This is a genomic window from Mesorhizobium sp. WSM4935, from assembly GCF_029625735.1.
Classification (GTDB): Bacteria; Pseudomonadota; Alphaproteobacteria; order Rhizobiales; family Rhizobiaceae; genus Mesorhizobium.
The window spans coordinates 14,685-35,547 of sequence record NZ_JARTVR010000009.1; the positions used below are offsets into that span (position 1 = coordinate 14,685).

Here is a 20,863-nt window from a genome sequence, read left to right on the forward strand (position 1 = left end):
CGTCCCAAGCGTCGCGGTCCGCTACGAGAATATCTCCGCCAATTCGTCGATGCTTGCGCCTTCCTTCGCCTGCCGCAGTTCGACGTAGCTCACCGCCGTGGCGATCGAGAGCACCATCGACACCACGGTCTGCACCAGCGCGGCTCCGATCTCGGCTATGATGCCGCCGAACAGCACGAGAACGAGCAATATCCCCCACTGAATGATCATCGCAATGATGATGAGAATGAGGAAAAGGCCGAAAAGCGCCCAGCGGCTGCCCTTGGTCAGGGCCCGGCTGCGCGACATCGAGCCGAACACGCCCCGCCGCTCCTGGATGAGGACCGGTACCGACATCGACCAGCCGAGCCACAGAATGACGCCCGGCACGATCAACAGCATCAGGCCGATGCCCGCGCCGAGACCGACGAGAAGGCCGATCGCGAGCGTCGGCAGCAGGAAGCGGATCGCAATCTGGATGCAGTCGCCGAAGGATGGCCGCTTGCCGTTGAGGTCCTCGATGGTCGCCCGCACCAGCGCCGATTGCAGCAGCAGTGTGAACACAAACGAAATCAGACCGGCGATGACGGTAATGTAGGAATTGCGAAACGCTGCGGTTGGATCCGGCATGGCACCGGGATCGGTTTGCAGAATTGCATTGATCTGCGGCTGGGTCACCATCCGGATCAGCAATGTCGGAAGGCCCGCAAACAGCGCCGCCAACCCGATGCAAAGTCCGATATTTCGCCCAATCACGCCGAAGGTATTGCTGAATACCCTGCCGATCTCGAACCTGCCGGGTCGTCCCAATGTCGCAGTGGTCATGATAATTTCCCCCGAGTCGCTGCGCATCCAATCGGCGACTTCAAAGTAAATTTGCCAAGATTGAGGGGTTACGTCCAGTGCGCTTGCAATTGTCATGGCGTATTGCCAGTGTCGGCGCCGAACCGCAGGTTGCAGGGGGAACGAGCGGGTGACGGCGGCAGGGACGGAAGACGCCGGACGGCTGGCGCAGTTGCACAAGCAACTGCTGGCCGACGATTCGATCCAGTTCGGGCTGCCGACCTATGTGCAACCCGAGCCGCCGGAGTGGCTGAAGCCGGTTCTGGACGGCTTGGCCAAGCTCGGTCCCTATATGATCTATCTGTTCTGGGGCGCGGTGATCATCGGCGTCGCGATCATCGCTTTCCTGCTTTTCCTCGAGGCCAAAGGCATTGCCTGGCGCCTGCCCTGGCGACGGAAACGCGAAGAGACCGACGCGAAGGAAGAGTGGCGTCCTGACGCAGGGGCTGCACAGATTCTGCTTTCGGAGGCCGATGCGCTCGCCGCGCGCGGCGAATATGACGAGGCGGTGCATCTTCTGTTGCGCCGCAGCGTCGCCGACATCGCCACGCGGCTGCCCGATTTCCTGCGCCCGTCGCTCACCGCGCGCGACATCGCCGCCGCGGGGTCGATCCCCACCCGGCCCCGCGCCGCCTTCAGCGAGATCGCCCGCATCGTCGAGGCAGCCTTGTTCGCCCGCCGACCGGTGGGCGCCGAAGGCTGGCGACAGGCGCGCGGCGCCTATGAGCGTTTCGCCTTCCGGGATGCCTGGACATGAGCGCGCAACCCGCCGAGGCGACCGAGGCGCCGTTCAGCCGCAAAACCCTGTTCTGGGGCATTTTCGCCAGCCTGCTGGCGGCGGCGGGGTTTTTCCTTTTGTCCACCTATGCCCCCGATTTCCGCGAGCCCGCAGGCGGCGGCACACCGTTTTCGAAGGGGGGCACCGGCTATGCCGGCCTCGTCGAATGGCTGAAGCTGACCAATGGACAGGCGCCGCCGATGGAACGCGGCGAGAAGGACCTCGCATCGCCGCTGGCCTCGACCTTCCTGCTCGTCGTCACCATCGCGCCGGGTAGCGACCCGACTGCGCTCGATCACCTCATCAAGCTGCGCTCAGGCAAGGACACGCTGTTCGTGCTGCCGAAATGGCAGACCTTTCCCCTGCTGGGGCACGATGGCTGGGAGACAAAGATCGAGCGGCTGCCCAACAGCGTCGTCAACGATTGGCTCGGCCGCATCGCCAAGGCGAAGCTCGGCGAGGCAAAGAACACCCTCTCGCAGATCAATATAGCCGGCCGCATGGTGACCGCGCCGGACGAGCTGCAATGGGTGGCGGACGACCATCCGCTGATCGCTGCGGGCGACGGCAGGGCCATCCTGACCGAGCTCGACGATGAGCCCTTCTACATCCTCACCGATCCCGATTTCATCAACAATGCCGGGCTGAAGGACCAGCAGACGGCGGCGGCCGCACTCGACATGATCGCCATGATCGAGCCTGCCAAGGGCGCGGTGATGTTCGACCTGACGCTGCACGGCATCGGCCAGAAATACGATCTCGCAAAGCTTCTGGTCGAACCGCCCTTCCTCGCGCTGACGCTGTCGGTGCTGGTGCCGGCAGCGCTCGCCTTCCTGCACGGGCTCGGCCGCTTCGGCCCGCCGCGCGCGGAGGGGCGCGCCATCGCCTTCGGGAAGCGGGCGCTGGTCGACACCACGGCGACGCTGTTGAAGCGCGCCGGGCGGCTGCAAGGGCTCGGCAACCGATACGCGGCGCTGATGCGGCAGCGCGCCGCCGTGCTGCTTGGCGCGCCGCACGGGCTGCAGGGCGAGGCGCTCGATCGCTGGCTCGATTCCCGCGACAAGGGTGAAACACACGGCTTCACCGAGCGGTTCAAGGCAGTGAACGATTCCAACAGTTTGGCCGGAATGCATGAAGCAGCGGAAAAGCTGCATGACTGGACGGCAAGGAGGCTCGGTGAACGTCGATGAAGTGAAGACCCTGGCGAACGCGATCAGGGAAGAGGTGGCGAAGGCGATCACCGGACAGCGCGACACGGTCGACCTGATGCTGACGGCGCTGTTTGCCGGCGGACATATCCTGCTCGAAGGCCCGCCCGGCACGGCCAAGACCATGACGGCGCGCTGCTTCGCACAGGCGCTGGGCGTCGCCTATGGCCGCATCCAGTTCACGCCCGATTTGATGCCAGGCGATATCGTCGGCGCCAACATCTACAATTTCCAGACCGGGCAGTTCACGCTGACGCGCGGCCCGATCTTCTGCGATCTTTTGCTCGCTGACGAAATCAACCGCACGCCGCCGAAGACGCAGGCCGCCCTGCTCGAGGCTATGCAGGAGCACGCCGTCACCTTCGACGGCACCACGCATTCGCTCGGCCGGAACTTCATGGTGGTGGCGACGCAGAACCCGATCGAGCATCAAGGCGTCTATCCGCTGCCCGAAGCGCAGCTCGACCGCTTCCTGTTCAAGCATCGGGTGAGCTATCCGGACCTCAAGGAGGAGCGCGCGATCATCGTCCATCACGGCGGCGGCTCGGCCTCGCACGATATCGAGCAATACGGCATCAAGGCGCGCACCGACCGCAAGACGCTGGACGCTGCACTTGCCACGGTCGGCGACGTCACGCTGGTCGACGATGTCGTCGGCTATATCGCGGCGCTTGTGCGCGGCACCCGCGAAAGCCCTGACCTGGAGGTGGGAGCCAGCCCGCGCGCGGGCGCCATGCTGGCGCGGGCCGCGCGCGCCAGGGCGGCGCTCGACGGCCGCAACTATGTCATTCCGGACGACGTCAAGGCCTTGGCCGTGCCGGCGCTGCGCCACCGCGTCGTTCTCTCGCCTGCCGCGCAGATCGACGGGCGGCTGGTCGAGCAGATCGTGTCCGACTTGGTCGACCATACGGAAGCGCCGCGTTGATCTATCCGAGCGGGCGAGCGGTCTGGGCAGCGGCGGCAGGGGCGATCCCCGCCTTCCTGATCGCGCTTGCGCTACCGCATATCTGGTATCTCGGTCTGCTTTGGATCTGCGCGCTGCTGGCCTTCCTAGCGGTGGACGCGGCCGCGGGCAGAGGCCGCGCCGCGCTCGGCGCCACGCTGACGGCGCCGCCACAGGTCGGCATCGGCGGGCGATTCACGCTGCACATCGCGGCCGGTGTCGGGGCGAAGCTTAGGCGCCTGCAGGCGCGTGTCGGGCATGACCAGCGGCTGCAGCCGGTCGCGGGCACCGGCGGCGCATTGCCGGCCAATGGCGGCACGCTCGACCTCGAATTCGAGGCGATCCGGCGCGGCATCGCCAGCTTCGACCGGCTGTGGCTGCGGTGGCAGGGGCCGTTCGGCCTGGTGTGGAACCAGGTCGTGCTGCCGGTCGACCGCAAGGTCGCGGTGCTGCCGAACGTCAACAGCGCGCGGGACGAGGCGATCACGCTTCTGCAGCGCTCGGCCCTTGCCGACGGCCATGCGCAAAAGCGCGCCGGCCAGGGCCGCGAGTTCGAGGCGTTGAAGGACTACCAGCCCGGCATGGGCCGGCGCATGATCGACTGGAAGCGCAGCGCCCGCCACGGCAAGCTGCTCGCACGCGAATTCCGCATCGAAGAAAACAACAACATCGTTTTGGCCATCGACAGCGGTCGTCTGATGTGCGAGCCGGTCGACGGCGTGCCGAAGGTCGACCGCGCGGTGACGGCCGCACTCCTGTCGGCCTTCATCGCGCTCAAGGGCGGCGACCTCGTCAGCCTGTTCTCCTTCGACGCCAGGCCGCGCGTCTCCAGCGGCGCGGTGCGCGGCTCGCCGAGCTTCGCCATGATCCAGAAGCGCGCAGCCGAGATCGACTATTCGACCGAGGAGACCAACTTCACCTTGGCGCTGACCACGCTTTCGGCCAAGCTCGACCGGCGCTCGCTGGTCATCGTCTTCACCGATTTCGTCGACCCGATCAGCGCCGAGCTGATGCTGCGCACTGTCGGCCGGCTGACCGAGCGGCATCTGGTGCTGTTCATGCTAATGCGAGACGTGGAGCTTGAAACGCTGGCCGACATGGCGCCGGCGGCGCCAGAGGATGTCGCCCGTTCCGTCACTGCCGGCGACCTCTTGCGGCAGCGGCAGGTGGTGATCGGCAGGCTCAGGCTGCTCGGCGCGCATGTCATCGAGGCCGACCACCAGCGGCTCGGCCCGGCGCTGGTCGAGCGCTATATTCAGCTCAAGGAGGAGAACCTTCTATGACGCTCGCCGCCGGCACCGATGCGGTTCGCCAGTCGCTCGCCAGCTTCCGCCAGGAGCGCGAGGCCGACTGGAAAGCCTTCGAGGCGCTGCTCGCGCGCGTCGAGAAGCGCGCGCCGCGCGCGCTGTCGGAAGACGAGCTGCTGTCGCTGCCACTGCTCTACCGTTCGGCGTTGTCGTCGCTTTCGGTGGCGCGCGCGACCTCGCTCGACAGCGCGCTGATCGCCTATCTCGAGGCGCTCTGCCTCCGCGGCTATTTCTATCTTTACGGCGCGCGGCGATCCTTGAGGACGCGCATCGGCGACTTCTTCCTGCACGACTGGCCGGCCGCGATCCGCGATCTGTGGCGCGAGGTGTGGACTTCGGTCGCGCTCACAGTCATCGGTGCGATTGCCGGCTATTGGCTGGTCGCTTCGGACAAGCGCTGGTACGACGCCATCATCGCGCCGAGCTTGGCCGGCGGGCGCAACCCGGATTCGTCGGCCGAGGCGCTGCGCAGCGTGCTCTACGGCGGCGGCGACCATTTCCTGTCGGGGTTCGCCGCCTATCTTTTCACCCACAACACGCAGGTCTCTATCCTGGCCTTCGCGCTGGGTTTTGCATTCGCCGTGCCGAGCGTGCTCATCATCCTGATGAATGGCTGCATGCTGGGGGCCATTTTCCAGATCTATGCCGCCAAGGGGCTGGGCTTCGAGCTCGGGGGATGGCTTTCGATCCATGGCACGACGGAGCTGTTCGCCATCGCCATCGCGGGCGCTGCCGGCATGCGCATCGGCACCAGCATCGCCTTTCCCGGCGAGCTCACCCGCATGGCGGCCGCGGCCCGGGCCGGACGCGTAGCGGCGACCGCCATGATCGGCGTCACGGTGATGCTGCTTTTCGCCGGACTGTTGGAGGGCATTGGCCGGCAGACGATCACCAGCGACATCGCCCGCTATTCGATCGGCGGCGGCATGTTGGCCTTATGGCTCTGTTATTTCTACCTGTTCCGGATGGTGCGCCATGGCCACCGCTAGGACAGCAAAGGCCAAGGACCCGGCGGCCCTGGTCCGTCCGCTTGTGACGCCGGAAGGCGTCGACCTCAGGGTCAAGCTGGCCGACGCCGGCACCCGGGCTTCCGGGTTCCTGCTCGATGTGGTGATCATCATCGTGGCGGCGATTGTGGTAAGCCTCGTCGCGCTGTTCGGCCTCGGCGGGCTTGGGGTGCAGGATGCCGAGCCGCTGTTCATCGTCTGGATCATCTTCATCTTCTTCCTGCGCAACGTCTATTTCATCGCCTTCGAAGCGGGACGCCGGGCAGCCACGCCGGGCAAGCGCATGATTGGCGTGAGAGTCGCGTCGCGCAGCGGCGCCGGCCTTACGCTCGACCAGGTTATCGCGCGCAACCTGATGCGCGAAATCGAAGTGTTCCTGCCGCTGTCGATCCTCGCCGCGCGCGCCAGCGCCGATGTCGCCGACACGCTGACGACCATCTTCGGCCTGGTCTGGGCGCTGCTGTTTTCGCTGTTTCCGCTGTTCAACCGCGATCGGCTGAGGATCGGCGACCTGCTCGCCGGCACCTGGGTGGTCGAGGCGCCGAAAGTGGCGCTGCTCGAGGATCTGTCGCGGCGCAGGAACCCGATCGCGGCGCGCTTCCAGTTCAGCCCCGCGCAGCTCGACGCCTACGGCATCGCTGAGCTGCAGAAGCTGGAGGAAGTGCTGCGCCGCGACGATTATTCGGCGCTGAAGGCGGTGGCGGAGACCATCGCCCGCAAGATCGGCGCCGGGGTCGAGCCGATCGATTCAAAGGCTTTCCTCACCGCCTATTACGGCGAGCTTCGCGCGCATCTGGAACGCAAGCTGCTGCTCGGGAACCGCAAGGCGGATAAATACGCGCGGTAGCGAAGTGTCTCTCGCCTACCCCACCCAATTCTCGTAATCCGACACCAAGAGATGCAGCGGCGCCACATCCTCATCGATGTTCGAGAAGCGGCCGATCGGGTCACGGAAGACGTTGTCGGTCAGGTCGTCATTGACGGTCGACACCTCGCCGATCAGCACGTCCTTGCCCTCGGCCCAGAAGGCGTGCCAGACACCGGGCATAAGCGTCACGCTCTGGCCGGGATCGAGCTTCAGCAGGCCGCCCGCCGGCAATCGGGTGATGGTGCCGTCGACCGGCACCGACACTTCGGCCTTCGGGTCGATGCCGCCGTCGCGGTCATGCATGAAGAGTTCCAGCACCAGCTTGCCGCCGCCGCGGTTGATGATGTCCTCGGCTTTGATGTTGTGGCGGTGCATGGGCGAGAGCTGGTCCTTGCGCGAGATCATGATTTTCTCGGCATAGAGCATGCCCATGCCGAGCTTCATGTCCTCGTAGCGGCCGTTGCGGACGGTGAACAGGAACAGGCCGAGCTCGTCGAACTTCTCCTGGCCGTAGTCGGTGATGTCCCAGCCGAGACGCGAGGTGAAGATGGCCGAGGAGTCCGCCTTATGCGCCTTCATCTCGTCCGGTGACCAATAGGCGAAGGGCGGCATGATATAGCCAAAGGAACGGATGAAGGCGTCGGCTTCACGGATGATGTCGTTGATCTTGGAGCGCTTCATGGGTTCCTTCCTCCGGCCGCTGCCTGTGAAATCTGTCCTTCCGAATAGCCCAATGCCGGTCCGCTGTCGACGCAAACCGGCTGTTCTGGACCGTGACATCCGGCAGGATCGGGGCCATAAACCCTGTCAGTTTTTTTGAAGCGCATGTCCTTGTGCCGAAATCGGCAGACATGCTTGGACGGTGATCCCATGGCAAGCATAGACGACCTCGACACACCGGCGATCCTGATCGATGCGGCCCGCGCCGAAGCCAACATCAAAAAGGCGCAGGCGCATGCCGACGCGCATGGGTTGAAGCTCAGGCCACACATCAAGACGCACAAGCTGCCCTACTGGGCGAAGAAACAGGTCGCGGCCGGCGCCGTCGGCATCACCTGTCAGAAGATCGGCGAGGCCGAGGTGATGGCCGATGCCGGGCTTGAGGACATTTTCCTACCCTACAATATCCTTGGCCGCGCCAAGCTGGAGCGGCTGAAGGCGCTGCATGGGCGCGTGACGCTGTCGGTGACGGCGGACAGCCATCAGACATTGGAGGGGCTCGCCGCCACTTTCACCGACGCTGGCCATCCGCTGCAGGTGCTGGTCGAGTGCGACACCGGCATGGGCCGTTGCGGCGTGCAGAGCGCTGACGAGGCGCTGGCGCTGGCGAAGGTGATCGACCAGTCGAAGGGGCTCTCCTTCGGCGGGCTGATGACCTATCCTGCGGCGGGGCGCGCCGCCGAGGCGGACGCCTGGCTGAAGACCGCGCGCGATGCGCTTGCGGCGGCCGGCCTCGAATGCGAACGCATCTCCAGCGGGGGCACGCCGGACATGTGGCGCTCCGGCGCGGACGGCGTCGTTACCGAATACCGGCCCGGCACCTACATCTATCTCGACCGCTACCAGGTCGCCAAAGGCGTCGGCACGCTGGACGATTGCGCGCTGACCGTGCTCGCCACCGTCGTCAGCCACCCGACGAAAACGCGCGCTATCCTGGACAGCGGCAGCAAGGCGCTGTCTTCCGATACGCTCGGGCTGCCGGAGTTCGGCGAGCTGCTGGGCATTCCAGGCGCCCGTGTCACGGGTTTGAGCGAAGAGCATGGCAACGTCACGCTTGCCGACGGCGCCAGGCTGCGCATCGGCGAGCGCGTGCGCGTCGTGCCCGACCATTGCTGTGTGGTGACGAATTTATTCGACCAGGTGCATCTGATCGACGGCGACAAGGTGCTGGATACGCTGCCGGTGGCGGCACGAGGGCGGATGGGATAGTCGAGGGTCAAGCACCCATGATCTTCGTCATCCTAGGGCGAAGCAAGGAGCGAAGCGACGCGCGCAGACCCTAGGATCCATTCCGTGACCTGGACCGCAAAGCGCTACATTGCAGAATAGAATTGGGCATCAGGCGCCAAGAGTCCGACGGCTGCAAAGCGGAGTAGTAACGGAATGGATCCTAGGGTCTGCGCTCCGCTACACGTCGCTCCGCCCTAGGATGACGAAGGCGAAGGGGCTCGGCTAATCGCCGAAGCCGGCGCTCGGAATCCCTAAGCCCTCTCAGCCTGCCTGGCCGCAACTCTCCGCATCGCCGTTACCCGGCGCCTGAAAATCTCCGTGCGGATCGCCATCAGGTGGAGGGCGAAGAACAGCACGGTGAAACCCAGCGCCATCACGGCCAGCGGCCACAGCATCGAGGGATCGATGGTCGGGCCGCCGAGGCGGAAGACGGAGGCAGGCTGGTGCAGCGTGTTCCACCAGTCGACCGAGAATTTGATAATCGGGATGTTGATGAAGCCGACCAGCGTGATGATGGCCGCAGCCCAGGCCGCGCGGCCTGCATCGTCCAGCGCGCGGGTCAGCGCGATGATGCCGAGATACATCAAAAACAGCACGAAGACCGAGGTCAGCCGCGCGTCCCAGACCCACCAGGTGCCCCACATCGGCTTGCCCCAGATCGAGCCGGTGATCAGCGCCAGCGCGGTGAAGGTGGCGCCGATGGGTGCTGCGGCCTTCAACGCCACATCGGCCAGCGGATGACGCCACACCAGCGTGCCCAGCGCCGAGATCGCCATGATCGTATAGCACATCATGGCGAGCCAGGCGAAAGGCACGTGGATATACATGATGCGCACGGTGATGCCCTGCTGGAAATCCTCCGGCGCGGTGAAGCTCATATAAAGGCCAACGACCAGCAGGATCGCCGCGACCGCCGCCAGCCATGGAATGACCTTGTCGGCCAGCCCGACGAAGCGCGTCGGGTTGGCGAGATCGGTCCATGCGCTCAAGCGTGAGGTGATGTCGCTCATGCCGATCTAAATAGACCGGAGACGCGGCAGGAGCAATCGGGGGAGTGTCGCAGCCTTTTCCTTCTCCCCGTGTGGGAGAAGGTGGATCGGCGCGATAGCGCCGAGACGATGAGGGGTGCTCCAGCGGAGTGAGGCGCTGGCGCTCCCTGGAGCACCCCTCATCCGTCGCCTTCGGCGACACCTTCTCCCACAAGGAGAAGGTGGAAGCTAAGGATCACGCCGCTTCCGTCACCGGACGGCTGAGGCGGCGGACTTCCTCGTCGTTGAGCAGGCCGCCGGCGCGCAGCAGGGCGGCGAAGCGGCCGTTGCGCAGCGACAGCTCGGTGAAGCCGCCCATCTCGACCACCCTGCCCTTGTCCATAAAGACGACGAGGTCGGCGTCGCGGACCGTGGTCAGGCGATGGGCGATGATGAAGGTCGTGCGGTTGCGGCGCAGTTCGTCGATCGCTTCCTTGACGCGGTCCTCGGTCTCGACGTCGAGCGCGCTGGTCGCCTCGTCGAGCACCAGGATCGGCGCATCCTTGAGCACGGCGCGGGCGATGGCGATGCGCTGGCGCTCGCCGCCCGAGAGCTGGCCGCCGCGCTCGCCGACGACGGTGTCGTAGCCGCTGCTCTTCGACAGGATGAAGTCCTGCGCTGCGGCGGCATTGGCGGCGGCATGCACCTCGTCATTGCTCGCATCGGCGCGGCCGACACGGATGTTGTCCTCGATCGAGCGGTTGAGCAGGCCGGCGTCCTGGAAGACGGTGGCGATCGAGTGGCGCAGCGACTTGCGGGTCACCGTGCGGGTGTCGATGCCGTCGATCAGGATACGGCCGTGGGACGGCGTGAAAACGCGCTGCAAAAGATTGATGAGCGTCGTCTTGCCGGCGCCGGTCGGGCCGACGATGGCGACCGTCTGGCCAGCCTGGACCTCGAAGGAGACGTCCTCGATGCCGTGGCCGGAATTGGCGAACTCGAAGCTGACATCCTCGAAACGGACATGACCAGTGACATTGGTCAACTCGCGCAGACCGTCCGGCTCGGCGGCTTCGGCAGCCGAATCCTCGAGGCTATAGAAGTCCTCGAGCTTGGCGCGCGCCTCGGAGATCTGGGTGGTGAAGGCCGACATCTGGTCGAGGCGGGCGATCAACATCCCGGCAAAGCCGGTGAAGGCGACGACATCGCCGACGCGAAGCTGGCCGCGGGTGACGAGATAGGCGCCGATCGACAGCACGATCATCATCGAGATGGTCGACGACAGGCGGTTCAGCGCATTGGCGATCGCCCACCAGTCGAGCACCGGGTTCTGGGCGTCGAGCAGGTCCTTCACGTAGCGCTTCAGCGTCGCGGTCTCGTGGCCGATACGGTTGTAGCTCTGCAGCACCGCAACGTTGCTGACGCTGTCCGTCACATGGGCAAAGACGGTGTGGTAGTGGCGTTCGACGGCAGTCTGCCCCGACTTGGTGCGGCGCATGACGATCCGGCCGATGCCCACGTAAAGCACGCCGAGGCCAAGCAGCACGACGGACATGCGGATGTCCATGGACAGCGCGGTCGGAACCAGCAGCACCAGCGCGATGGCCGTCGAGAGATGCACGCGCATGAATTCGAGCCAGAGGCTGAACAGGGTCTCGACCGCGCGCAGCAGCGTGTGCAGCGAATTGGACGTGCCGCGCTGGTGGTGCCAGGCAAGCGGCATAGTGATGACGCGCTCGAAGGACTGGCACAGCACTTCCGAGCGACGGGCATGGGCGAAGCGATCGGCGCCGCGCGCCACCAGCACGAAGGCGATCACGTTGAAGGCGCCGAGAGCGGCCCAGACGGCGAGCGTCGAAAACACCGCACCTTTTTCGGAGATAGCACCGATCACCCGGCCCAACAGGATGGGCTCGAGAATCGCGATCGCCGCGAGCGCGATGTTGGCGCCGCAAATCAGCGCGACGCGCTTCTTGTCGGCCGCCAGATAACCCAGCGCTCTAAAGTAGATCTGCAGAAGTGACACTTCAGCTACTCCGCCAAACTCTTGTCTGTGCTCAATGCCCGAATTGTGCACCGCACCATTCTTTGACACGTATCGGTTAACGTGTCGCGAAACAATGCGTCGTCTATCCCTTCCGTTCCCATTTAGCGAACAAAAGATGACGACGGTACGAAATCTGACGTGATCACCTAACGGTTTGAGATAAAAGGTGAAATGTCAGGCTTGCGGCAAAATAATGGCACTTGCCTCGCGCTGCCACATTTTTAATCACAAGCTGCTTGCTTAGCCTGCCCTAAAGGAAGGCGCGCGATCGGGCGCGAGGGCCTTGCCAAGTAAAAAAGTGCGATCGGCCGCTCACCCCGAGGGATGCGCGGCCGACGAGCCAAATCTTTGATTTTAAGCAGGTATCCTGACGACGACTTCAGCCTTGCCGCCGGCTATCGGCTCGAAAGAGGCCGATTTTTTCTTCGAACCATCGACTTCTAGCGAGATCGACTTGGTCTTTTTGTCGCGGATGACCCGAAGCTTGATCTCGCCGCCGAACATCTTGAGCGTCGCGGCGTACCCGTCCCAGTGTCCGGGCAGCTTCGGCCTAAACGTGATCTCCTTGCCGCGCCGCTCGATGCCGAGGATGCCTTCCACCGCGGCGCGGTAAAGCCAGCCGGCCGAGCCCGTGTACCAGGTCCAGCCGCCGCGGCCGCCCTTGCCTTCGCCGGCATAGATATCAGCGGCCACGACATAGGGCTCCACGCGATAGTGCTCCGCCGCCGCCTCATCCGAGGCGTGGTTGACCGGGTTCAGCATCGAGAAGCAGCGATAGGCCTCGTCGGTGCGGCCCATTTCTGCCAGGGCGATCACGAACCAGGTCGCGGCGTGGGTGTACTGGCCGCCATTCTCGCGCACACCCGGCGGATAGCTCTTGATATAGCCGGGATCCTTGTCGCTGTTCGAGAAGGGCGGCGTGAACAGCTTCACGATCTTGAGCTCGTCATCGACCAGCATATTGGTCGCCTGTTCCATGGCCGTGGTCGAGCGCGCCGGATCGCCCTCGCCCGACAGCACGCTCCAGGACTGGGCGATCGAGTCGATCTTGCACTCGTCCGAATGGTGCGAACCGAGCGGCGTGCCGTCGTCGAAGCTGCCGCGCCGGTACCACTGGCCGTCCCAGGCCGTGCTTTCCAGCGCCCGTTTCAGCGCGTCCGCGTGCTTGGTCCAGGCCTGCACCCGTTTGGTGTCGCCCTGCCCCTTGGCGACAGGCGCAAAGTCGGTGAGCGTCTTCAAGAGGAACCAGCCCAGCCACACGCTCTCGCCCTTGCCGCCCTCGCCGACGCGGTTCATGCCGTCGTTCCAGTCGCCGCCGAGGATAAGCGGCAGGCCGGCAGGGCTGCTGCGCTTGATCGCCAGATCGAGCGCCCGCGCGCAATGGTCATAGAGCGGCGCGGTGTTCTTGGTGATCTCCGGCGTGAAGAAGGCGTCGTGTTCGCCCTCGCCGAGCTGCTGCCCGTCGATGAAGGGTAACTGCTCCTTGAGGATGCCAGCATCACCCGTCACCTCGATGTAGCGGGCCGTCGCATGCGCCAGCCAGACGATGTCGTCCGAGATCATGGTGCGCACGCCGGCATCGGTGCGCGGCAGCCACCAGTGCTGCACATCGCCTTCCGGAAACTGCCGGCGCGCGGCGTTGAGGATCTGGTCGCGCGCCAGCTTCGGGTCATGCGCCAGAAGAGCGAGCGTGTCCTGCAACTGGTCGCGGAAGCCGAAGGCGCCGCTCGCCTGGTAGAAGGCCGAGCGGGCGCGGATGCGGCAGGCCAGGCTCTGGTAAGGCAGCCAGTGGTTGACCATGGCGTTCATCGCCTCGTCCGGCGTCTCGACCTGAATGGTGTCCAGGAAGCCGCGCCAGGTCTTTTCGTTGTCGGCCAGGCGCTGATCGAAATCCTTGCCGCCATGGGTCTGCGCCAGTCCGCTCGCCTCGGCGGGCGTGGCGGCGTCGCCAAGCAGCCAGATCAGCGTGACGTCGCCGCCGGCCGGGATATCGATGTCGCTGGCGAGCACCGCGCAAGGATCGTCGCCCGCCTCGATACGGCCGGAGAGCGCAAGCCCGCCGAGCACGGCCTGCGGATATTCGGTCGTACCGTGCCTGCCGATGAACTCGCTGCGGTCGGCGGTCACCGAATGAACGGGATGACTTGCCGCCAGGAAGGCGACGCGCTCGCCGAAGTCGAGCCCATAGGGGTTCTGCGCCAGCATGGCGCCGGTCGCAGAGTCACGGGAGGGCACGATGGTCGCCGCGGTGCGCGATCGGTGGCCGCCCAGCACCCATTCGGCATAGGCGTAAATGCGCAGCCGCGCCGGCGCCGGCCCGGCATTCTGGATGCGCAACCGCGTGATCTTCACCGGATCGGCCGGATCGACCACCTGCGTCAGGTCCATCGACAGCGGCCCGCGCTTCGAGCGGAAGGTCGAAAAGCCCTGGCCATGCCAGGTCTCATAGGTCATCGACGGATCGCGCACCATCGCGGCCATCGGCGAGAAAGCCTTGCCGCTCAATTGATCGAAAATATAGAAGCCTTCGCCCGGCCGGTTCGACACCGGGTCGTTCGACCACGGCGTCAGCTGGTAGTCGCGGCTGTTGCGGCTCCAGGTGAAACCGGCACCTTCCGCCGAGACGTGGAAGCCGAAGGAGGCGTTGGAGATGACGTTGATCCAGGGCTGCGGCGTGCAGCGGCGTCCGGTCAGCCGCGTCACATAGTGGCGGCCGTCGCCGTCAAAGCCGCCAAAGCCGTTCCACAGGCTGAGGCCGCTGCCGTCGGCGGCGATATCGTCTCCGCCCTGGCTTGCCGGCACCGGCAAGGGCAGCGGCGGAACAGGTTCGCGCGGCGAGCCTCCCTCCGCCTGCAGCAAGGCGTCCCGCGCCTGGAGCGCCGCCGTCTCGGCGCGTTCGAGCTGATCGAAGATGGTGCCGTTACGGGTGTGCAGGACGACGCGCGCGACCGACAGCAAAGTCTTGTAGGTCGGCTCGTCCATCAGGTCGCGACGCACCGCGAAGATGTGCTGGCGAGGCCCGAGTTCGCGGCCGCGCAGGCGGCTGTTCTCGCACAGCGTCTCCACGGCGCGCTGCAGGTCCTGCACATAGGACGAGGCCTGCTCGTTGACGACGACGAAGTCGATCATCATGCCCCGCGCACGCATATATTCCTGAAAGCGCAGCGCCTGGGCGACGATCTCGAGATCGGCGACGTCGCCGATGCGCACGAGGAAAATCGGAAAATCGCCGGAGATGCTGGTCGGCCACAGGCTCGACTGGCGGCCGAGGCCCGAGGCGATGGATTCCGCCGGCAGGCGCAGGAACGGATCGGGATAGATCAGATAGCGGGCCAGCTTCTGCACATTGGCGGCGTCGGTGAGGCTCAAGCCCAGATGGCGCGTCTGCACCTGGCTGCGCGTCCAGGCCAGCATGGCCTGGCGGGCGAAGCTCTCCTGGTGGTCGAGACGGGCGATCGCCTCGTCGAGGTCGCCGCGATTGGTGCCGACGGCGGTCCAAAAGGTCAGCGAGATCTTCTTGTTGGCCGGCACGCGCACCTGGCGGCGCAATGCCGCCACCGGGTCGAGCGTAAAACCCTGGCTGCCGGAAAGCCTGACGCCGGGGTCGAAGGCGATGGCATCAGCGATGGTGCGGCCACGGCCGATGAAGGCGCGCCGGTCGGTCTCGGCCTCGGCATCGCGTGACGGGCCCGACGGGTCGGTGACAAAATGCACCATTGTGAGGTCGGGGTCGTTCTTGTCGCGCTTGCGCCGCGTGGCGAAGATCGCGCTGTTGTTCGGCGCGATCTCGGTCTCGACGAACATCTTGGAGAACGCCGGATGGGCGTTGTCCGAGGCTTCGTTCCCAAGCACCAGCTCGGCGAAGGACGTCACTTCGATGTGCCGGTCGGCCGGGCCGTCATTATAAAGGGTAATACGGCGGCCTTCGCCATTGCCCTCGGAAATGACGATGCATTCGACCTCGGACCGCAGCGAGCCGACCGATTTGGTGAAGCTCGCCTTGTCGTCGGCAAACAGTGTCTGGACGCGTTCGCCCTCGATACGCTTCGGCTCGGCGGTGGCCGACCACCAGTCGCCGGTCGCGGTGTCGCGCAGGAAAATATAGGAGCCGAGGCGATCCTCGCTCGGATCCGGCTGCCAGCGGGTAATCGCAAGCTCGCCGAAACGGCTGTAGCCCGAGCCGGTCGCGGTGACCATGACCGAATAGCGGCCGTTGGACATGACGTTGGTCGCCCGCAGCGCCTTGATCGGGTCGAGGATGATTCGGCTGTCGGGGCTCTCAGCCTCGGTCTCGTCCTTGGATCGCTCGTCGGCCTCCGTCCTGACGGTTGCGGTCGGAATGTCGCGCGGCGCCTTCTCCTGCAACAGAAGCTCGGCCGACTCGATGACCGGGTCGCTGTGGAAACGCTCGCGCAGCCGGCCCTCGAAAATGGCGTCGGCTACCGCCGCGATCGACATGCCGGAATGGTGCGCCATGTAGTTCTGCACCACGGCGTGGTCGCTGCCTTCGGGCACGCGCTGCGGCGTGAAATCGACCGCGTCGTAGAAGCCGTGGCGGCCAAGCGCGCCGATCGAGCGCAGCCGCTGCAGGTTCTGCACCGCCGCGCGCGGGCTGAACTGCGCGGCGAGGATCGTCGCGTAAGGCGCAATCACGGTGTTCTGGCCGAGGCCGCGCTTAAGGCCAAGGCCGGGCACACCGAAATTGGTGTATTGGTAGGTGAGCTCGCGGTCGCGGGCGTTGTAGGCCGCCTCCGAAATGCCCCAGGGCACGTTCTTGGAGCGCGCATACTGGATCTGGCGCTTGATGATGAGCTTGCTGGTCTGGTTGAGGATCGAGCCCTGCGGCTCCTTCATCACCAGCGGCGGCATCAGATACTCGAACATCGAGCCCGACCAGGACATCAGCGCGCCCTGGAAGCCGATCTCGACGATCGGCCGTCCCAGACGGAACCAGTGCTCGGTCGGCAGGTCGCCCTTGGCGATGGCGAACAGGCTGGTGAGCCGCGCCTCGGAAGCGAGAAGGTCGTAGCAGCTCTCATCAAGCTGGCGGTCCTCGACCCGGTAGCCGATCGAGAGCAGCTTGCGCTCCTGGCGCATCAGGAAGGAGAAATCCATCTCGAAGGCATAGCGGCGGCAGCGCTCGCGCAGAGCCAGCAGCTTGGCGCGCAAGGCGGCGACGGCGCTCTCGTCATTGTGCGAATCGTGCACATGCGCCTCGCAGGTCGCCTCGAGCCTCGCTGCCCAGTCGGCGATGACATCGCTTTTCGGCGAGGCCGCCTCGGTATGGATGGCGGTGGCGAGCTTGCGGATCTCGCCGGCGAGCACGGCAAGGTTGATGGTGCGGATAGACGCCATCTCGGGCTGCGCCTTGATGGTTGCAACCGCGCGGCGCATGCCGTCGAGGCGGTCGGCCAAGCGCTGGCGAAGCGGCCGCAGCTGCCGGCGGTCGTCCGGCAGCTCGTCCAGGCTTTCGTCGAGGATGGTGACGGTGTCGATGATGCCTTCGAAGTCGCCCTGCAGATGCACGGACGGCGCTTCGGCCCATTCGGCGCAGGAGGCGGCAACGGCGACCAGATGTCCGGCGAGATTTCCGCTGTCGACCGCGGAGATGTAGAGCGGATAGAGCGGCTTCAGCGTCGTCGTGTCGTACCAGTTGTAGAGGTGGCCGCGTTCGCGCGGCATGTTCTCGATCGTCGTCATCGTGGCGTCGATGCGGGTGATGGCGTCCGACAGGCTGATCCAGCCGAAATCGCGCGCCGACACCACCGAAAGCAGATAGACGCCGATATTGGTCGGCGAGGTGCGCGGCGCCACCACCGGCGCCGGACTTTCCTGGAAATTGTCCGGCGGCAGGTGATGGTGCTCGGGCGTGACGAAGGTCTCGAAATAATGCCAGGTGCGGCGCGCGAAGGTACGCAGCGCGTGGATGTCGGCGGCCGAGATGCGCAGCCTGTCTTCGGTTTCGGCCGAACGGCTGATCCAGCAGGCGACGGCGGGCGAAGCGATCCAGAAGATGGCGAAGAAGAAGGCGACGAAGGCGCCGGTGGAATCGGCGAGCACCGGAATGGCGAGGCCGACGACGCCGACGATCACCGCGCCATACATCATGCCGTAATAGGCGCCGAGGTCGTTGCCGCCCTTGGCTGCCTGCGAAGCGGTGCGCCATTCGAGCAGGTTCTGGCGGCTGACGAAGAGGCGGTAGATGGTGCGGATGATGGCATCGCCCATCATCCAGGCGAGATGCGCCATCAACAGCACTTTCAACGCCACAAGCGCGGTGCCGAAGACGGTGTCGCGCGCCAAAGCGGAGAAATGGCCGCGCGGCGTCTGGTCACCGCTCTTCGGCAGGATCCCGTTCACGATGTCGAAGGTCGGCGCCATGAACAGGCTGAGGATGAGAAGCGCCTGCCACTGCGCCGCCTGGGTAAAGGGCAGCAGCGTCCAGCCGGCGACGCAGGCCATGACCCAGAAGATCGGGGTGACCGAGCGGCGCAGATTGTCGACCATCTTCCAGCGCGACAGCGCGGGCACGCCGGAGCGCGGGTCGAAGATATAGCCGAGCAGCTGCCAGTCGCCGCGCGCCCAGCGATGGTGGCGCGAGGCGTCGACCGAATAGCGCGTCGGATAGTCCTCGACCAGCTCGACGTCGGTGACCAAAGCCGCGCGCGCGAGCGCGCCTTCGAGCAGATCGTGGCTGAGGATGGTGTTTTCGTCGATGCGGTTCTTCAGCGCCGCCTCGAAGGCGTCGACATGATAAAGGCCCTTGCCGGTGAACGACCCGTCGCCGAAGACGTCCTGGTAGACGTCGGAGACGGCGAACACATACGGGTCGAGACCGCGATTGGCCGAGAAGACGCGCTGGAAGAAGGAGGCATCGTCGCCACTGGTGAGCGAAGCGGTGATCCGCGGCTGCAGGATGGTGTAGCCGGCCGTGACGACGCGCTTCACCGGATCGAAATGGGGACGGTTGAGGGGATGGGCGAGCTTGCCAACAAGGCTCGAAACCGCATCGCGCGTGGTGCGCGTGTCGGCGTCGAGCGTCATCACATAGACGACGTTTTCCGGCAGCGGCGCGTCGAGCGGCAGGAAGGTGGTGTCGCTGTCGCCACGCAGCAAGAGGTTCAACTCATGCAGCTTGCCGCGCTTGCGCTCCCACCCCATCCAGCAGCCCTGCGCCTGGTTGTAGAGCCGGCGGCGATGCAGGAGATAAAAGCGCGGCGAGCCTTCTGACGGATATCGCGCGTTGAGCCTGGCGATCTCGTCGCGAGCATATTGCAGGATCTCGATGTCGGCGGCGTCGATCTCGGTCTTGGAATCCGGCCAGTCGGACAAAAGCGCGAAATGGATCTCTTGCGCCGTGTTGGCGAGGTGGTGCACCTCGATGTTGCGTATGTTTTCCTCGACATCGTCGCGCGAGCCGATCAGCGAGGGCACGACGACCAGCGTACGCGCCTCGGCCGGGATGCCGTGCTTGTTGTAATCGTAGCCGACAAGCCGGGTCGGCTTCAGGAACAGCGCCACCACGGTGTTGAAGAAGGCCAGCGCGCCTTCGCTGGCCGGCACCGCGAACAGCGCCAGCATCAGCGTGATCGATTCGACCGACAGGCCGAGATTGGCGAGCGCCCTGCCCGACAGGACCAGCAGCAGCACCGTCAACAGGAAGACCGGCATGACGATGCCTAGCCAGCCTGCGCTGGCAAAGCCGCGCTTGAAGGTCACATTGAAAGGCGGTCGGTAGCCGATCGCCTTTTCCAGTTCCTGCCGGCGCGGGCCGACGAGGAAGAAGCCGACATCGGTATGCACATCCGGATCCGTCGTCTCCGGCAGACCGGATGCATCGGTGAGGCCGGGCGTGTGGCCGGCAAGCTCGATCGCCTTTTCGGCGACGCGGTATTCGGAGAGACGGGAGCGGCGCGCCAGCTGTTCGATCGCGGTGCGATACTGGTCACGTGAGAAGAAATCGAGGTTGGCGAAATCGGTCTTTTCACGCAGCAGCGTGTCGATGCGGCTGACGCCTTCGAACCAGACCGTCCAGTCGACGTCGTTGATGAGGCGCAGGCCGCGGATGATGTTGCCGGTGGTGACGTTGCCCGAGGACAGCGTCTGATGCTCGGAGATGATGATCTCCTCGGCGTCGGAGCCGGTCTTTTCGAGCTCGCCTTCCAGCCATTCCAGCGCGCGGCCGGCGTTCTGCGACCCGTCGCGCAGGCGGTAGAGCAGCTGGGTGGCGAAAGTGGTGTCCTGCGCATGCGCGCTGTAGTTGGACAGAATCCTGGTGCGGTCGGCATTGTCGTCGGTCGCCAGAACGCGGTCGGCGACCTCGTTGGCGGTCTGGCGCATCTGCCTGGTGCGCTCGACGCGCACGGCGATGCGGCGCAGGTTCTCGATCAGCACGAAGCGCAGCAGCGAAGGCAGCGCCCAGAGCTCGCCGATCTTCATCGGCTCGACCGACTGGAACCCCTCGACGATCGCCTTGAACATGGTGGCCGAGACGGAGCTGTCGGAATGCTCGACATAGCTCCAGGCAACGACGAAGGCGCGCGGCAGCACGGTGCCATCGCCGAGTGTCAGCGTCGGCAGCTGCCGGTAGAAGCGACGCGGCAGGTCGCGCTTGACCTGGAAGATGGTCTCCTCGACCAGGTAATTGTTGTCGAGCAGCCATTGCGCGGCCGGCGTGATGGTCTCGCCCTTGGCCTGGGCGGCATTGGTCGAGCGGTAGACTTCGAGAATCTTCTTGGCGCTATCGCGAATGCGGGCCTGGAATTCGAACGGGGCGAGGCCGAACAATTCCTTGATCTCGCCCTTGGCGAGCGCGACGCCCAGGGCGCGCAGCCGGTCCTCAGGCAGGAAATTGGAGCGTATCGGCGCTTCCGTCACCCTCGGGAAGCCGGCGCTCGTCTGTTCGATGTTGTTCGGATTAGTCTGAATGTTCATTGAAAATTCCGTAAGCGGGCGCAATGCGGCG

Annotated in this window: 12 protein-coding genes; 7 read left to right on the top strand and 5 right to left on the bottom strand. The window is 65.3% G+C overall.

Features of this window, described 5'->3' with window-relative positions; all coding sequences use genetic code 11:
* Positions 1-21 precede the first annotated feature (21 nt).
* Positions 22-900: a hypothetical protein gene (locus tag P9273_RS20165; RefSeq protein ID WP_278050472.1), complete on the bottom strand. Its 879-nt coding sequence runs from the start codon at positions 898-900 to the stop codon at positions 22-24.
* A gap of 52 nt (positions 901-952) precedes the next feature.
* On the opposite strand from P9273_RS20165, the gene P9273_RS20170 reads away from it, so the two are divergent.
* From P9273_RS20170 to P9273_RS20195, 6 genes are read left to right on the top strand one after another with little or no spacing between them, the layout of a single operon-like run.
* The gene (locus P9273_RS20170; RefSeq protein ID WP_278050473.1) at positions 953-1,579 is read left to right on the top strand and encodes a DUF4129 domain-containing protein; all 627 of its coding nucleotides are present in this window, start codon (positions 953-955) and stop codon (positions 1,577-1,579) included.
* A complete protein-coding gene (locus tag P9273_RS20175; protein WP_278050474.1) occupies positions 1,576-2,790 on the top strand; it encodes a DUF4350 domain-containing protein in 1,215 nt (404 codons plus the stop codon). The genes P9273_RS20170 and P9273_RS20175 overlap by 4 nt, the downstream gene beginning before the upstream one ends.
* The gene (locus tag P9273_RS20180) at positions 2,777-3,733 is read left to right on the top strand and encodes an AAA family ATPase (RefSeq protein ID WP_278050475.1); all 957 of its coding nucleotides are present in this window, start codon (positions 2,777-2,779) and stop codon (positions 3,731-3,733) included. The genes P9273_RS20175 and P9273_RS20180 overlap by 14 nt, the downstream gene beginning before the upstream one ends.
* Entirely contained in the window at positions 3,730-5,034 is a 1,305-nt protein-coding gene (locus tag P9273_RS20185; RefSeq protein WP_278050476.1) for a DUF58 domain-containing protein, read from the top strand. The genes P9273_RS20180 and P9273_RS20185 overlap by 4 nt, the downstream gene beginning before the upstream one ends.
* Positions 5,031-6,047, top strand: coding sequence for a stage II sporulation protein M (locus tag P9273_RS20190; protein ID WP_278050477.1), 1,017 nt, complete (start codon positions 5,031-5,033; stop codon positions 6,045-6,047). The genes P9273_RS20185 and P9273_RS20190 overlap by 4 nt, the downstream gene beginning before the upstream one ends.
* Positions 6,034-6,912: an RDD family protein gene (locus P9273_RS20195; RefSeq protein ID WP_278050478.1), complete on the top strand. Its 879-nt coding sequence runs from the start codon at positions 6,034-6,036 to the stop codon at positions 6,910-6,912. Before P9273_RS20190 ends, P9273_RS20195 begins: the two co-directional genes overlap by 14 nt.
* 15 nt (positions 6,913-6,927) lie before the next feature.
* Here P9273_RS20195 and P9273_RS20200 read toward each other — a convergent pair whose 3' ends face one another.
* On the bottom strand, positions 6,928-7,614 hold the full coding sequence (locus P9273_RS20200; RefSeq protein WP_278050479.1) for a D-lyxose/D-mannose family sugar isomerase: 687 nt from the start codon (positions 7,612-7,614) through the stop codon (positions 6,928-6,930).
* Between the two features lie 189 nt (positions 7,615-7,803).
* On the opposite strand from P9273_RS20200, the gene P9273_RS20205 reads away from it, so the two are divergent.
* Positions 7,804-8,862 (top strand): D-TA family PLP-dependent enzyme, encoded by a 1,059-nt coding sequence (locus P9273_RS20205; protein WP_278050480.1) that lies wholly within the window; start codon positions 7,804-7,806, stop codon positions 8,860-8,862.
* Positions 8,863-9,134: 272 nt separating this feature from the next.
* Here P9273_RS20205 and P9273_RS20210 read toward each other — a convergent pair whose 3' ends face one another.
* The 3 genes from P9273_RS20210 to P9273_RS20220 form a co-directional block, all read right to left on the bottom strand.
* On the bottom strand, positions 9,135-9,893 hold the full coding sequence (locus P9273_RS20210; protein WP_278050481.1) for a heme ABC transporter permease: 759 nt from the start codon (positions 9,891-9,893) through the stop codon (positions 9,135-9,137).
* Positions 9,894-10,107: 214 nt separating this feature from the next.
* Complete coding sequence (locus P9273_RS20215; protein ID WP_278050482.1) at positions 10,108-11,877, bottom strand: glucan ABC transporter ATP-binding protein/ permease; 1,770 nt, start codon at positions 11,875-11,877, stop codon at positions 10,108-10,110.
* A 375-nt stretch (positions 11,878-12,252) separates the two neighbouring features.
* Positions 12,253-20,832, bottom strand: coding sequence for a GH36-type glycosyl hydrolase domain-containing protein (locus P9273_RS20220; protein WP_278050483.1), 8,580 nt, complete (start codon positions 20,830-20,832; stop codon positions 12,253-12,255).
* Between the last annotated feature and the right edge of the window lie 31 nt (positions 20,833-20,863).

Excerpts from the sequence above, each read along its gene's own strand:
- P9273_RS20165 (WP_278050472.1), bottom strand. The coding sequence starts at position 900 with ATGACAATTGCAAGCGCACTGGACGTAACCCCTCAATCTTGGCAAATT.
- P9273_RS20175 (WP_278050474.1), top strand. The coding sequence starts at position 1,576 with ATGAGCGCGCAACCCGCCGAGGCGACCGAGGCGCCGTTCAGCCGCAAA.
- P9273_RS20190 (WP_278050477.1), top strand. The coding sequence starts at position 5,031 with ATGACGCTCGCCGCCGGCACCGATGCGGTTCGCCAGTCGCTCGCCAGC.
- P9273_RS20195 (WP_278050478.1), top strand. The coding sequence starts at position 6,034 with ATGGCCACCGCTAGGACAGCAAAGGCCAAGGACCCGGCGGCCCTGGTC.
- P9273_RS20200 (WP_278050479.1), bottom strand. The coding sequence starts at position 7,614 with ATGAAGCGCTCCAAGATCAACGACATCATCCGTGAAGCCGACGCCTTC.
- P9273_RS20205 (WP_278050480.1), top strand. The coding sequence starts at position 7,804 with ATGGCAAGCATAGACGACCTCGACACACCGGCGATCCTGATCGATGCG.
- P9273_RS20210 (WP_278050481.1), bottom strand. The coding sequence starts at position 9,893 with ATGAGCGACATCACCTCACGCTTGAGCGCATGGACCGATCTCGCCAAC.
- P9273_RS20220 (WP_278050483.1), bottom strand. The coding sequence starts at position 20,832 with ATGAACATTCAGACTAATCCGAACAACATCGAACAGACGAGCGCCGGC.